Origin of the sequence: Aeromonas ichthyocola (genome assembly GCF_046087985.1) — a bacterium.
Lineage (GTDB): Bacteria > Pseudomonadota > Gammaproteobacteria > Enterobacterales > Aeromonadaceae > Aeromonas > Aeromonas rivipollensis.
This window is the reverse complement of sequence record NZ_JBJSWH010000010.1, coordinates 62,508-76,337: the sequence shown is the minus strand read 5'-3', so window position 1 is coordinate 76,337 and position 13,830 is coordinate 62,508. Positions and strand designations below refer to the sequence as shown.

Annotated in this window: 12 protein-coding genes; all 12 read right to left on the bottom strand. The window is 51.9% G+C overall.

Going from position 1 to position 13,830, the window contains the following annotated elements; all coding sequences use genetic code 11:
* Nucleotides 1–566: 566 nt before the first annotated feature.
* A complete protein-coding gene (locus tag ACF2JD_RS21720; RefSeq protein WP_103828332.1) occupies nucleotides 567–1,535 on the bottom strand; it encodes a DUF3150 domain-containing protein in 969 nt (322 codons plus the stop codon).
* A 327-nt stretch (nucleotides 1,536–1,862) separates the two neighbouring features.
* Nucleotides 1,863–2,378: a hypothetical protein gene (locus ACF2JD_RS21715; protein ID WP_128343582.1), complete on the bottom strand. Its 516-nt coding sequence runs from the start codon at nucleotides 2,376–2,378 to the stop codon at nucleotides 1,863–1,865.
* Between the two features lie 53 nt (nucleotides 2,379–2,431).
* Nucleotides 2,432–2,827 (bottom strand): hypothetical protein, encoded by a 396-nt coding sequence (locus ACF2JD_RS21710; RefSeq protein ID WP_103828334.1) that lies wholly within the window; start codon nucleotides 2,825–2,827, stop codon nucleotides 2,432–2,434.
* A gap of 5 nt (nucleotides 2,828–2,832) precedes the next feature.
* Nucleotides 2,833–3,858, bottom strand: coding sequence for an AAA family ATPase (locus ACF2JD_RS21705; RefSeq protein WP_158656476.1), 1,026 nt, complete (start codon nucleotides 3,856–3,858; stop codon nucleotides 2,833–2,835).
* A gap of 350 nt (nucleotides 3,859–4,208) precedes the next feature.
* A complete protein-coding gene (locus ACF2JD_RS21700; RefSeq protein WP_103828336.1) occupies nucleotides 4,209–5,213 on the bottom strand; it encodes a lambda-exonuclease family protein in 1,005 nt (334 codons plus the stop codon).
* A 499-nt stretch (nucleotides 5,214–5,712) separates the two neighbouring features.
* Nucleotides 5,713–8,283: an adenine nucleotide alpha hydrolase family protein gene (locus ACF2JD_RS21695; protein ID WP_103828337.1), complete on the bottom strand. Its 2,571-nt coding sequence runs from the start codon at nucleotides 8,281–8,283 to the stop codon at nucleotides 5,713–5,715.
* 109 nt (nucleotides 8,284–8,392) lie between these two features.
* On the bottom strand, nucleotides 8,393–8,926 hold the full coding sequence (locus ACF2JD_RS21690; protein WP_103828338.1) for a hypothetical protein: 534 nt from the start codon (nucleotides 8,924–8,926) through the stop codon (nucleotides 8,393–8,395).
* Between the two features lie 298 nt (nucleotides 8,927–9,224).
* Nucleotides 9,225–9,911: a zinc-finger-containing protein gene (locus tag ACF2JD_RS21685; protein ID WP_158656475.1), complete on the bottom strand. Its 687-nt coding sequence runs from the start codon at nucleotides 9,909–9,911 to the stop codon at nucleotides 9,225–9,227.
* A 405-nt stretch (nucleotides 9,912–10,316) separates the two neighbouring features.
* Nucleotides 10,317–10,673 carry a hypothetical protein gene (locus ACF2JD_RS21680; RefSeq protein ID WP_103828340.1) on the bottom strand — a complete coding sequence of 119 codons (357 nt, stop codon included), beginning with the start codon at nucleotides 10,671–10,673 and terminating at the stop codon, nucleotides 10,317–10,319.
* 130 nt (nucleotides 10,674–10,803) lie between these two features.
* Nucleotides 10,804–11,355: a hypothetical protein gene (locus ACF2JD_RS21675; RefSeq protein WP_103828341.1), complete on the bottom strand. Its 552-nt coding sequence runs from the start codon at nucleotides 11,353–11,355 to the stop codon at nucleotides 10,804–10,806.
* Nucleotides 11,356–11,745: 390 nt separating this feature from the next.
* A complete protein-coding gene (locus ACF2JD_RS21670) occupies nucleotides 11,746–12,387 on the bottom strand; it encodes a hypothetical protein (protein WP_103828342.1) in 642 nt (213 codons plus the stop codon).
* 253 nt (nucleotides 12,388–12,640) lie between these two features.
* Nucleotides 12,641–13,807: a hypothetical protein gene (locus tag ACF2JD_RS21665; protein WP_209279879.1), complete on the bottom strand. Its 1,167-nt coding sequence runs from the start codon at nucleotides 13,805–13,807 to the stop codon at nucleotides 12,641–12,643.
* Nucleotides 13,808–13,830 lie beyond the last annotated feature (23 nt).

Here is a 13,830-nt window from a genome sequence, read left to right as displayed (position 1 = left end):
CAGCACCAGGTTGGCCATCAGCATCAGCGTCAGATTGACCGGCAGCATCAGCACCAGGTTGGCCATCAGCATCAGCGTCAGATTGACTGGCAGCATCAGCGGCAGGTTCATGATCCGATTGTTGAGCCTTCAGATCTTCCAAGGAATCTCTGATCGCATCTAGAACCAAATCAGCGCTGTCCCAGCAATCATTGAAGTCAGCGGTTATCACTCCCATTTCTGAGATGATTTCAAGCCTAGTCAATAAAGCATCCGGGAAGCGTTGGCGTGCCAGCTCTCTCGTTTGCTCCCAAACTGGGGTGAGAGGCTTGTAGTTAAGCAACTCACATCCAATGTAGTGAGCAAGGTAGTCTCGCATCGAAGAACGGCATTAACACCACACCTTGAGTTGTACCTGCAGTAGGATAATTTCCCCAGGTCGTCCTCAAACCGAAGTCGTTGGCCATCATGGCTAACCGTATTTGAATGGTCAGCATTTTGCTTTGAGTAGACTGCATTATGTGTCTCCAAATAATAAAACCCCAGGGCGAGCCTGGGGTTGGTTGGGGTTGCCTTGGTAAGGCGGATTAGTAAAACCCGGCCACTTCGGTGGAGGGATTATTGGTGGTGGTCGATATGGCGGCCAACATCCCGGTGAGGAAGTTGTCCTTGGAAGTGGTAACAGAACTCGGAGCAACTGTTGGGTCTTCTTCCTCTTCGATCTCGAACTTGGCAGTCCTTAGGGACGACAAGTAGATCGGATCGCTCAACAACGTGAGCAAGCCCATCATTTTACTCAGCTCAGTAGCATCCAATTGAGCTGCCCGTCTCTTGGGGAGAGAACTTTCGAACGCATCAATGCTGTCAATAGCCGGTTGGATAAAACTATCCAGCACAGCCATCTGTATGAGCTTTTCTTTGATGTTCGTCACATACCTCAGTGACTTGCGAGTGAACTTACTACCGTTGGACATCGAATACTGGAAGTCTCGCAAAGAGTTGCGAGCCATTTCAGAGATCGTATCAACTGCAGCATCACCAAGTGGGTTGTTAACCACATCCTCATTCACGCGATACGAAAATGAAACCTGCTTCCGGACGTAATCCACGTCATAAAGCGAGGATCGTATACGAGAGGCGAAATCGTGGAGAGACACCGTTGCGGCTGCCTGTTGTATCCAAGAGTCGCATTCAGCGTCGTAGTTGAGTAAGAGCTGATCAAGATTTGCGTAGAAGCTGATTCTCATCAACTCAAGGCCGTCAGTTACCTCACTCAATAAATGGCGAGGTACAGCCCAAGCCCCAAGGACTTGGAAACCGACTTTGCTAAGCAGGGCGATACCCTCTTGGCGAGCTCTGCCTTGGAATGCGATCTTTTTCTTATCGAAGACCGATTTTGACCCCAAGCGAACCACATCGGCGGCTAACGCCTCATTTTCTAGTCCCAAATCAAGGGGCTTGTTGTTCCGGGTCGCAGACCAGGTGGTGACTTTGAAATCCACCAGCACATAGCGCTGGAAGAATTCGACAAAATTCATTGCGGTAAAGGATGACATGGGTAATTCCTTATCTCTGGACAAGGAGTTCCCATAGCGGGAAAACTCCCGTCAGGGTGGTGTTGGCCGATTAGGCCGAGTTGGGGTTGCGATCCGCGGATGCGGTGTGCCTTGAATCGCTGAGCACAAAACGCCACAAATAGTAGCGCTCTCGGAAATGTTCACCAAACACATCCGGCAGCACTCTGATCTGGATTTTTGCGTGACAAATACGACTCGACGAGTCACAAAGGCGAGGTTGGAAGCTACGGCCCAGAAAGGAGTCCGATTAGCCGTTCGGACATGAGCATACTATCTCAGGTGGAGACAAAAAAATCAACGCTGCCCTTAGGCAACGTTGATTTCACTCTCTTTGATTCTTGCGATTGCCATATCCAGCCAGGCACCCAACGTTGGGTGATTTCCTTGCCGGCAGTAACGGGCCCAACATGGCCAGAAGTCCGGGTCGTTCTTTGGCCAGGGGGGCTCGTGAGCCTCTAGTGTCCGATTAACCAAGACCTTGGTAACGGCCTTAATGATCGCCGGAGCACCAGCACTAGCACATGGCAGTTTAGGGAGTCGCGACAAGCTATCCTTCAGTCCTTGCACTATTCTGTACTCGGCTTCCTTCCCTTTGATACACAAAGCGTAAAGGGGCCTGCAGTTCTTTGCCCAAGGCATATCAGGTAGTTCGTACCCCATTCGCAGTGGCACGATGTTGACGGTATCCCCGATGATGCCAATGAGAAATTCATTGGCCCCACCAGCTTGTTGTTTGCTCATCACATACTCAACCACGAGATCTACATCATTGCTGAGCGTGGTACCAAGAATGTTGTGCAAGCATCCTTTCAGCGTATTCATACGAACACCTCAAAAAAACCCGGCTCTAGGCCGGGTTGGTTGGTGTTAGAAGGTTAGTAAAATGCGAACTCAAACATACCTTTATGTTTGCTGAGTATCTGCTTTACCGCCTCCTGGAGTTGTTGAACTGGTGCATCAGATATGCCGACAGACTGCAAATGCTCAAGCTGTTCGGGTAGACACAGATCAATAAAATTTCGACTATGGTCATCGATCATGTCAAAAGCGTTGTGCAGCGTAAGCAGCAACAACATTACGACCTGCCCTGCATCTATCCTTTTAGTTACCCCCCGAAAGGGAATATTGCCCGTCAAGTTGCATCCGTAAAGCACCCCTTCACCTGGCATTGTTGGTGTGATAAACACCCCCTCCTCCGCCAGTTCCGCCATGATGTTTTGCCACGTGGCGACGATTTGCTCTGGTTCGGTGATTTTTGCTCGAAAGTACATGGCACTTAGTCCTCAACCCAAGCCTGGCCGAATACAGCTTTGCAAAGGTGCATAGCTGCTTCGTAAGTCGCCTCATCACCAACTAAGCGATGAGCATACGCCTCGTGGAAGGTTTTTTTGACCCTGTTACGGACTGATGTTGGACTGGTACGAACCATCTCTCTCACCCAACGAAGCAGGCTGCGAATGGACAACGGTTTATCCATCGCTACCCCGTTCGTCATCGTGAGATCGTTTTGTTGAGACTTTTCTACAGCAGTATTGATATCGCGCATAACGCGGATCATATCTGGTAGCAAAGCCTCAATTGCATTGACGTGCGAGGGTGGAACTTTTTGTCCAAGCTCTGCTTCCCAATCAGTAACCTTGTTTGCGATTTTGTTCTTGCAAATCGTACTCATGTCATCGTCACTCAACTCGCTTGGGGCGAGTGGGATGAATCGGTCGATAAGCGCATCACTCAACCCAGTCGTGCCTCTGAACCCAGATAGCCCAGTGATACCACCGTTGTTGAAGGTGAACACACAACGGAACAGCTTGTGCGGTTCCAACCATTCACCAGTTTCAGCCAGCTCAATGCCATGAGTCATGAGCTCATAGAAAGCCACCAGCTCCGCAGGTTGCATAGCATCAGCTTCGTTGAGCAAGAATATCCCACCATTAAGCAGAGCTTCCCGCAACGGACCAGAAACGAACTCACCCGTAGCGGGGTTAACACGCCCGAGCAAATCCAGCTGGAAGCTGGTCTCCTGAGTGCCTTCGACTTGGTAAAGAGGCCACTGAGTTCGAGCTGCGAACTGGATGACTCCGGTTGTCTTGCCGGCACCATACCCGCCATAGGAAACGATGATGTCTCCATCTGGATCGGCCATGAGCCTGCGCACATCATCAAGGAAGGTTGTTGTGAAAACGTGTGGTTTTCTTACCGGCACGCGGGGGTTCATTAGATGAGCATCACCATGGGGGCAACGAACCTTGATGCTTTCATCCAAGTCAAATTCGCTGCCAGAAATGAATTTGTGCTGAGTCATAAAATCTCCGAATACCTGCTTGAGCAGGTTGTGTTTGTGTTGGGCTGAATGCCCGGGTTGGTGTTGGTCGCGAGTGACACATTGCGGACCGAGTGCCATAGAGACAGCCAGGGCTGTTTCTGCATGTTCGCTGACGCCGGAGAGATACCGGTGAACGGACATGCAGAATCAGCCAACGAGGGCTTGAGTGATAGATCACGGGTGAGGAAGTCGGCAGAGCGCCGGGATGTTGGTGTTGGCGTCAAGCCGTTCGGCTCGCCCCCTGATATCGACGCCGGGAGCATGGACAGAATAGCCTTCGGCTGACCTCGTGTAAAGACGGCCACCCCTTACGGGGTGGCCTGGGTTACTTAACAAAAATCAACAGCAAGCATTTCAGCGGCCCCCTGACCGTTGTACTCGATCTGGCTGACTCTGATGGTTTCAGTTGATTGTTTTCTATACAGCTCTGGGTTAGGTAATGTGATATTGGGGTTACGCTTTTGAACAGCTTCTGTCCATTTCACATAATCGATAACCCCTTGCCGCGGGGAGGAATGCAATCGCACACCAGCATACTCGGCCTTTACATGGTTACCCATCATGGATCGCAATGCTTTTTTCAGCTCTGCTTCCCGGGCCTTGGCCTCATCAATCCTCACTTTGATTGGAGACATGTCACGCCAGACTTGCTGCAGCTCTGCAGCAATTTGGGTCCATGCTTCTTGGTCTTGTTGGGTGCTCGGCTCGAAGTAGTCGAGCTCTGTAATCGGCGGGGCTTCATCCCGTTCGTACAGATCCCACCACCATTTTTGCCGCTCGATCAGCAGTTCGATTAGCTCCTCATCGCGTGTGATGCGAAACACTATGAGCTTGCGATCATAGGCGCGATAAAAGGCCAAATAGCCAATCTTAGCTCCTGTCGCCAGTAGCTGGTCTTGTACCTGGGGTAGGTAGCGTTGGTAGGCCTCCGAGTTCCGGCGTTCTTGCATTACTGACTCGAAGGTTTCCCATGCTGGCACTTTGAGCTCAACCGGAGAACCATCGGACATTAACCCATCCAACGAAACGCGAATGAAGGAATAAGTCTCGTGCTGCACACAGGTTGGTATCACTAGGTCAAATATGCCTTGCGACTCTAACCAGCGCTCGAACGCCTGTCGGGCCAGCGGCTCTTGTTCATTTCCTCTTCGCACAAAGAAGTTTTTGCTCAGGTCTGTGCCGGGTTTGCGCCCAGTTTTGACCATCCAAAATGCACGAGCACTTTCATGCGCGTATGGCCACTGGATTACAGAAGCAACACTAGATGCTCCTATGCCACCAGCTCGCCATTCATGCCATTCAGGGGTGCCCTGAACTAGGTCGACGTAGATCATGGGTGTGTCCTCTATCAATCAGCCGATGTCGAGCGCCAGGACGGTCACATTTCGATCGGACATAGATTGCTTGTGGGCAGGAGCCCGGGTTGGTGTTGGTCGCGAGTGGCACATTGCGGACCGAGTGCCATAGAGACAGCCTTGGGCTGTTTCTGCATGTGCGCTGACGCCGGAGAAATACCGGTGAACGGACATGCAGAATCAGCCAACGAGGGCTTGGGTGATAGATCACGGGTGGGAGTGCCGGCGCAGGGCTGGGGGGTTAGTGTTGGTGCCAAGCCTTATGGCCTGCTCTTATAAGGCACCGAGAGCGTTTTTCCATTGTAGTCTATCCAGGTGTTCAATAGCTGTCCAGGCCAATTGGCAGTCATCCACTGGCCGATAAGGTCGTGCTCTATGGAGCCGGCAATTCTGCTGATCCTCTCGATGAACGGCTGACACAGGCATTGGCATGTGTGGGAAAAAAAGCCACCGAACTTCGGTGGCTTTAGGTTGTGGGTTACATGGCTAGCATAAGCTGATCACCTTCGACATAGCGCTTCAGTGGCCTCTTTGGCAACTTAACAACCACATCTGGCAAATGAGCCGTTACTAATCTCCGTCCTGTTTTGACCATCCGAACAAAGCTGGAATAGGTCGCGTTAGGGTAGGCTACGTCACTGATAACTGATGAGGGAGAAACCCCCTCCCCTGTCTCCAACTGACGTTGCAACCGGACTAGCTCGGCATCAAGATGCATGCGCACCAATGTACCGACTTTGCCGCGGAGTTGCGATAAGCTGGTTGCAATCTGCCATTTCCATCGTTTTTCCAGTTGCAGCGATGCTGCATTGATCCCGCCGATTGTTAACCGAGCGACCCTCACAGCAATCACCGAGGAAAGCCTGCACTCCAGATCAAACCCAATACGTTTGGCTTGCTCTATTGCCTCAGCCTCCTGCTCTGCAAACAGGACATGCTCAACATCGGCCCAAAAGGCTGTGTTGTTCTGACGATGGTAGTCCAGCGTGAAGCTGATCCAACATAGCCGGCGCATTTGTCTAGCCCGAGCCAAATGCTTGAGTTCGTGACGGCGATATTCTGCCTGGACGATTTGCCGATATTCAGGGGTACTCAGAATTTCCAGGTCGCTTCGGCAGTAGATGCCCATTAATGACTGGTCACCAGACAACCCCATTTGCCGCATACGTTGACCACGCTGGGCCATCATATGCATATCTGCAACCTTGCTTGGCGTGATCTGCACCACACCAAAGCGCAACAGATATAGCACTGCAGCTGTGTTCGTCATGTCACCAGCCTGGGCAGACTCTCTCATCCGGTCATACTCATCCCAGATGATCCAACTAGCAACATCACCATCGATGGTCAGTTGCTTTGCTGTCTCTACCGGCCCGATAGTGCGATGTCCATCATGAGTGCGTATATCGGTGGCGGCCCTCCGATCGTTTTGGCCATCAAAGTAGGTGGCCGACAACATCGGATCGGACAGCCCATCGGTCAGCTCATCAGACCCCCATTTAAGACCGGGGATCTTAAGCCAAAACTCTTGCGGAATCTTGGTCGCCGGTACCGGAGTTATTAACTCATCCTCCGTTAGCAGCTCGATGTTTCCATCCTCCCAGACACTGCGATAAATCTCTATCGCTTGGAATGGCGTTGAGTGAAAGCAGTGGAAATCCCACAGCCAACTCACGTGTAACAACTGCTCAGGTGACACAATGCGGAATTGGGGCTTCGACATGCGCTGGTTGTAGTCGTTGTCCTCGACTTCACCAAGGAGCAATTTCATCTCCAGATCCTCTGCCCTTTGCTGCTCCACATAGTCCGCGGAGCAGCATAAACGCAGCAGTCGAGCCAAGAAGCTAGGTGAGAACACGTCAGGCTGTACCTTAATGAATCCCCCTGCGTAGATTGTCCTTCCGACAGGATGACGATCTTCCCAGGACCATTGCTTGACACCTAAAAGCCGTTGGATGTTGTTAAGGTTCACCATGTAGGCGTAGCGGTCAACCAGGGTTCTGACCCCATTGACCTCATGATAAAGCATGTTCTCCATGCTTTTATCTGTCCCACCTCGCAGGCAAGTCCAGCATCCAGTTCTTGCGCCGCAGGCATCAGAGACCTTCTTCTCGCTAGCGCTCCAGATACATTCACCTGTTGCGTCTCGATACAGCTCAGCCAATTCCTTGTTGTTGGCTTGGTAGCTTGGTAATGGCAAATGCACTGATGCTTCGTTACCGCAACTCATTAGCAGTTCCCACACATCCCCTTGCGACCAGTGCCGGATGGGGTATAGCTCCCACCCTGCACTTGTTTTGACCGGAGCTGTGGCCTGCCCCCCGCGCCTGGCGATATTGCCAGCTCGAGTTACACCCTCTGCATCACGAGAACCCAGCACTAGACAAACCTTCTCACGCATCTCTTTTGGCATGAGCTTGATCATCTGAGCCTTTACTCTGTTACCTGTTGTTACCTTCAGGTCGATGCTGCATTGTGGTGAAGAGCTAGTGACATACGTTGGGAGGCCTCGACCAGTCAAAACACGCCCTGTCCAGGACGATGCAAGACTTGGTTTGCCGACTACGATAGACAGTGGCAATCGCTCCTTGTCGATCAGCGCTTGTATCGCGGCAAGCTGCCGGTCGGCGAGATTGCGCACTTCAGGGTTCTCGACCTGTGTATCTGTATGACTGATCCAGTGGTAGGCAGAGATCTCGTTGCCGCGACCTTCACGAACCAACCCTATCATCGCAAACAACAGTAGATGAAGAGTACCCGTCGAATCCTTCCCCCCGCTGAGTGCAAGAGAAATGGTAAACCCATCGAGTAACGTGGCTCTGATGGCAAGTACAGCTTCAGTGATCATGCTGGACAGTGGCTGCCCGGTCGTATCACTAATCGCTGCCATCAGATCGTCATTGTTCTGCAAAGTCTCTCTAAGCTGATCCCACTTGTCGCCACGGTAAATTGTAGCCTGAGGCTGCGCGAAGGAGCGTTCCGCCATGCTGATTTCACAAGCTTGCTCATCAAGAAAATCGATGTGTTCGAAGAGATCGAAGTTGTCCATGTGTTGTCCTTATTTGTTGCCCGAGTTGGGCGGGTTGGGGTTGGTCACTGGTGGCGCATTACAGACCAAGCGCCATTAATGACCCGAGTACAAAGCTCGGGGGATTGATTCAACTATCGAGATAGTTAGGGTTGTCGAGTAAAAACTGGTGCGGGTTTCCTTGATATCGCAATAGCAGCGAAGTCCATTTCACACCTCGGACCCACGAAGGAAGGTCAGCTAGTTGATCAAGTCGCCCAGGAGCGTGAGTCCGATATCCTCTTTTGATGGCGTGAAGCACACATTCATCAACAGAGCTGAACACTTCATGCGTGAAGGGACCATTGACATCGTAGAAGCTCACGCGATACCCCCGCCGAGCAGAAGGCTCGGGGAAGACTACGGCTAGAGCCCCTTTCTCATCGCCTAACTCCAGAGAGAGACCAGAGCCACCGTTGGCTGCAATCAGGCGCTGACCGATCTGCACCCGGATCGAGAGCAAATAGTCTTGCATGACCTCCATGAGCCGACCGAAGCAGATTTCTTGATCTTCATGTTCACTGAATTTCTCCAGAAACTCGGTCATCGAAGCGCTCGGTTCTTGGCCAAGCAGATCGTCATTAAAGTGCGGGCACTTCCGCACATGTGCTTTTGTTAAGAGCATCTGGTTGTTCCTTAGAGTTGCCTAGAGGCGGATTGTTGTTGGTCGCGAGTGGCACATTGCGGACCGAGTGCCATAGAGACAGCCAGGGCTGTTTCTGCATGTGCGCTGATGTAGGAAAGATACCGGTAAACGGACATGCAGAATCAGCCAACGAGGGCTTGAGTGATAGATCACAGGTAGGGCTCAGGGGGGATGATGTGTACCTGGCCGGCTGTCTATCGGACGATAGGCTGTAAACGAAAAACCCCCAGCTTGGCCAGGGGTTCATCTTGAGAGTATTGCTCCCGGGTTGATTGAATCACGGTACCAGGGACAGCTGTTGAGATACCCCACCAACACCTTGGCCCTCGCTTTGGATGCGGTCAATTTCCTCCTGCATGATGTTGCGGATTTCCTTTGCTCGATTGACCTCTACCACCAAACTGAAATGGCACTGGTGCAGAGGAACGCCCAACAACGCAGCAAGCTTCACATAGCCGCGTTTATTGTCTATGCGCCACTGTTCACACAGTTGGTCATAAGCTTGATGCAATATGCCACGCCAGCGGCGAGCTTCACGGTCGGCCATCAATCCCAAAGGCCATCCATCACCTTTGTGATAGCCACAGCTGCGACCGCAGATGCAACGGTACATTGGGTAGCGATGGGCGTCCTGCCCTTTTCGGCTGACCTGCCGCCCACAATCACAGGTGATCGTGAAAATTGGGCAATGCGCAGACTTGCGGCCTGCATGGTAGTCACAGATGAGCTTGGCAATGTAAGTTGCCTTCACTCGCTGGTCCTCTTTAAAGCCCGATTCTGCAGCAAGCCATGTCACGGCTTCTTCGGGTAGGCTCCAATCTTCAGTCGATCCGTATCGGCGGCAAAGCCACTCACCGATCACTGCATACAGAAGCACATCGACACCATCAATGCCGCTTTGCTGGCATTGATCTGACAGTAGGCGGCGCAGTGCTTTGGGGGGGAGATAGTTCACATTGGACATATCAAGTTCCTTAATGGGGATTGCCTTGTTTGGCGGGTTGGGGTTGATCGCGAGTGGCACATTGCAGACCGAGTACCATGAGACAGCCAGGGCTGTTTCTGCATGTGCGCTGGCGCCGGTGAATTGCCGGTGAGCGGACATGCAGAATCAGCCAACGAGGGCTTTGGTGATAGATCACAGGTGAGGAAGTCGGCAGAGGGCCGGCTGATTGGAAGTTGGTGCCGAGCCTGGCGGCTCGTCCACTAATAGGCACCGAGGACTCAGACAGATTAACCTAGGGGCCCGGTAATTGGCAACTAAGTGGCCGTCCGGTTAGTTCAAAAAATACCAGTGGATAAGCTGCACAGTGGCAGTTTATCCACTTGGCCATAACATCAGGAGCCAGTGGCCGCTCCGGGTGAATCATCAGCTACCGGAGGTATCGGTCGTTGAGTTCTGAGGAGTTTGGGCCGGTTGCTCTGGTACTTGCTTCTTCTGCCGTCTCTTGTACGGTCGGCGCGGGCTTGTACCTTGTCGCCCTTGCGATGCCGCGACTAGATCCTGAATATCAATCCCGGAATCTGCCATTTTTTCGAACAGTTCGGTGATTTTGGCTGCCTTTAGCCTTTTCTCCTCTTCCAGTCTCAGCAGCTCAAGCTCTTCATTTTCGATGTATGTAGTCAGTAAGGTGTGCAGTTCTTTACGCTGTTCAAGCGTTCCAAGCTTCTTGGCTAGGGTCATAATGTTGCGCGGGGTATGGTCACGCTTGTTTTCTTGTTGCATGCTTTCAGGCGTCCTTTAAGAAACCGTTATCCAGTCCTCAGCCCAGTGGTGACTCACGGGCCAGCAATCAAAACGCCTACATAATAGATGGACTGACCGCGGTATGCTAGCCAGCCCGTCCTGCACCTAATTAGGAGATTGACCCCAGGTGCACTTCTATCATTTCAAGATGCTTTCCTGAGGAGGCCAGCAAGTCTCGAGTAAAACGGAATTTGTGTTTGACTGCCGTAACAAGGTTTTTCTCACTTCCCCCCAATGCCATCCCGGTGCGATCAACGACCAGTACTTTCTGACTCTTGCGATCAACCAAGCACAGCCATGGAGCTGGAGGCGGATTCATGATGTCTGATATGCTGAAATGAATCTCCTCGACGAAATTTATTTTCTGCATAATGCGGAGACGAACCTCTGTTGCCATAATACGCAACCATGCATCATTGAACTCCCTTACATTTTTGGCGCAAAAATAAGGGAAGTCCGGAGATAATATGGTTCCATACTTTCTAAAGTCCGGGGTCCAGCTTGGAGCCTGCATTGTGCCAAGTAATGTCTGCGCGTATGCAGCATGGGTTTCCGACGCGAATAGTGAGACGCGGTTTTCCAGCCACGTTTCAACATCTTCAGGTTGAACCTCTTGGACCATAAATAAATCGTTGTTAAAGGATTTTTGAAGAAGGTACATATCTAATCTCTTAGCTTCAGATGCCGTTACACAGGTCTAATAACGGCGTAGACCCAGCCATACGCGCATTGGCCATCACAGGTGCAGTAAAGCCACTGGGCTTGTGCGCGGCATACAAACATTCCTGAGACAGGCTGATATAACTGTAATCCTTATAATTAAAAATCGAATATCAGCATTCCTCTGCGCACAGTTTATGGCGACAGCGGATAATGCAACCCGACCTTCCTCAGCCATAGGAAATGGCTCAGGAAGGGCTGGTTTGCCCTCTGACGAAAGAAAATAATATGTTATTTCCTCGGTGTAGCTGACCGGGAATAATAATCTGTGAACGTACTCAGCGTGATAAGTGAAATAAGGGGGCCATAAGCCCCCTGGTTTTCAGGTTATTTAGTATAGGTAATTGTTTGGCCGGCTGAGTTGTCGCTCATAATGGGCGTAGGTGGCTGTAGGGTTGAAATCCCAACCGTCATCCTCGTCCGTCATGGCCATCGAGACAACCTCATCTAGCCAGCCCTGCTTTTCAAGCCACAAGAGCAGTTCATGTTCCTTGTGGCTCAGTTTTGAACACCGTCGTAGATAGCTCCGCCGAGTGACAACCTGCCGGAAAATCCCGGCAAGCATACGTTCTGGGCTGACGTCTAACATGATGCAGCAATGTCTAAAGCTGAAGGGTGTCAGTTCTTGTTTGAACAACCACTCGATCCCCAACTCCCTCGATTCAGTACCGCACTTCGGTGAAATCAGCCCATAAATGGCATCATTCAGTACAACACCGCACAGAGTTGCTATACCGTCATCGGACCAAACAAGCGTGCCCTCTTCAGGCATATCTTGCAGATCCGGCTGGTCTTCCTGGAACAGCTCCGGGAACAGCAACGGTAATGGCATTGCGCTGTTGTTGACCAGCGACACAGGATCACTGTCACCAGCTTTAGATTTCGTTGAGCTTTTTGGCTTTATTGCCCGTTCTGAGGGGATGAATAGCACATCCTTATCAGAATCAAACATGTCTCGTTGCCAAAGTATCATGGTGCCCTCCATAGAGAAGGAGGGCCACCCGTGGGGCAGCCTCTCCCCTACGGTACTTGGTGATGGGCTTTCGCCCGGGTTGGTGTTGGCCACTGGCGCGATTTGCAGGCCTATTCGCGTGATCGCCCGAAAGCAATTCGCTGATAGTCATCTATCTTCGAATCGCTCTTTCGAGAATGAGAAAGAGGGCCAAAGGCCCTCATCCCGAGGTTACAAAGGTCTTAAACCGCGGCGAACCACGAGATCTTCATCCTTACCCATGAGTGACAACCTCCATCTGATCGAGAGCGGCCAGTACCCACGCGCGATCATCATCGCTCATTCTGGTTGACTTGAAGTACCCACGAAGAGCACCCCATTGCTTTGTCTGTACTGTCCGGCTAAAGCCGATTCGGACATCCCCACGCAACCGATCGGAAGGTAAGTAACCACCCCATGGGAATTTGATAATTTCCTCTAGTGTGGTTGGTTTTGCACCGATCTGGGCGGCTGGCGTTTCCGCTGGCTCCACTTCGACCTGGACGGCCGGCGTTTCCGCTGGTTCCACTTCGACCTGAACGGCCGGCGTTTCCGCTGGTTCCACTTCGACCTGAACGGCCGGCGTTTCCGCTTGCTTTGCTTCGACTTGGGCAGTTGGCGTTTCCGCTAGCTTCGCTTCGACCTGGGCAGCTGGCGTTTCCGCTGGCTTCGCTTCGACCTGGGCAGCTGGCGTTTCCGCTGGCTTCGCTTCGACCTGGGCAGCTGGCGTTTCCGCTGGCTTTGCTTCGACCTGGGCAGCTGGCGTTTCCGCTGGCTTTGCTTCGACCTGGGCGGCCGGCGTTTCCGCTGGCTTTGCTTCGACCTGGGCGGCCTGTCCACTATCTACGACGACAGTAAGGCCCCCATCTTTAGGGCTAAGACTCGCCTGACTTTCATCAGCTGCGTAAACGCCAGTTAATAACCGGATCGTTTGAGCAGTCGATTTGTGGCCCAACGACCTATTTGGCATGTGACACCAGGCTTCTGTATTGAAGAAGTTCTCAGCCAGATACTCCCGGTGCACAAACCGTCCACCATCAGCTGTTACCAATGTGGTCTCTATCCACTCATGCCCGCGAACATCCTTGGCCATCTCAGCGAAGGTAAGGACGTTTTCGGAGTAGGTGTGGATGATCTCTCTGACGCCAGCCTGTTTTGCAAGCTGTAGCCATCCATCTACACGAAGCCCGATCTCAATCCCCAGATTGGTGCGACGAGCAAACATCGTCCCATCAAAAGGGTTGAGCTGGGTGCGCTCGATGAACCGAATGGTCTTCTTGAAATCCAACGTAGTCGGACTGTAGCCAGCGCAGATCACTTCCAGGAACAACAGGTCTCGAAGCGAGTCTTTAACTTCGTCGGTCTGGACATCAAGGATTTTCTCTACGGTTTGAATAGCCATGTTATTTCTCCAAAAAAAAAGCC

Bases quoted from the DNA above. Each gene is read 5' to 3' on its own strand.
- ACF2JD_RS21720 (WP_103828332.1), bottom strand. From the start codon at position 1,535: ATGTCATCCTTTACCGCAATGAATTTTGTCGAATTCTTCCAGCGCTAT.
- ACF2JD_RS21715 (WP_128343582.1), bottom strand. From the start codon at position 2,378: ATGAATACGCTGAAAGGATGCTTGCACAACATTCTTGGTACCACGCTC.
- ACF2JD_RS21710 (WP_103828334.1), bottom strand. From the start codon at position 2,827: ATGTACTTTCGAGCAAAAATCACCGAACCAGAGCAAATCGTCGCCACG.
- ACF2JD_RS21705 (WP_158656476.1), bottom strand. From the start codon at position 3,858: ATGACTCAGCACAAATTCATTTCTGGCAGCGAATTTGACTTGGATGAA.
- ACF2JD_RS21700 (WP_103828336.1), bottom strand. From the start codon at position 5,213: ATGATCTACGTCGACCTAGTTCAGGGCACCCCTGAATGGCATGAATGG.
- ACF2JD_RS21695 (WP_103828337.1), bottom strand. From the start codon at position 8,283: ATGGACAACTTCGATCTCTTCGAACACATCGATTTTCTTGATGAGCAA.
- ACF2JD_RS21690 (WP_103828338.1), bottom strand. From the start codon at position 8,926: ATGCTCTTAACAAAAGCACATGTGCGGAAGTGCCCGCACTTTAATGAC.
- ACF2JD_RS21685 (WP_158656475.1), bottom strand. From the start codon at position 9,911: ATGTCCAATGTGAACTATCTCCCCCCCAAAGCACTGCGCCGCCTACTG.
- ACF2JD_RS21680 (WP_103828340.1), bottom strand. From the start codon at position 10,673: ATGCAACAAGAAAACAAGCGTGACCATACCCCGCGCAACATTATGACC.
- ACF2JD_RS21675 (WP_103828341.1), bottom strand. From the start codon at position 11,355: ATGTACCTTCTTCAAAAATCCTTTAACAACGATTTATTTATGGTCCAA.
- ACF2JD_RS21670 (WP_103828342.1), bottom strand. From the start codon at position 12,387: ATGATACTTTGGCAACGAGACATGTTTGATTCTGATAAGGATGTGCTA.
- ACF2JD_RS21665 (WP_209279879.1), bottom strand. From the start codon at position 13,807: ATGGCTATTCAAACCGTAGAGAAAATCCTTGATGTCCAGACCGACGAA.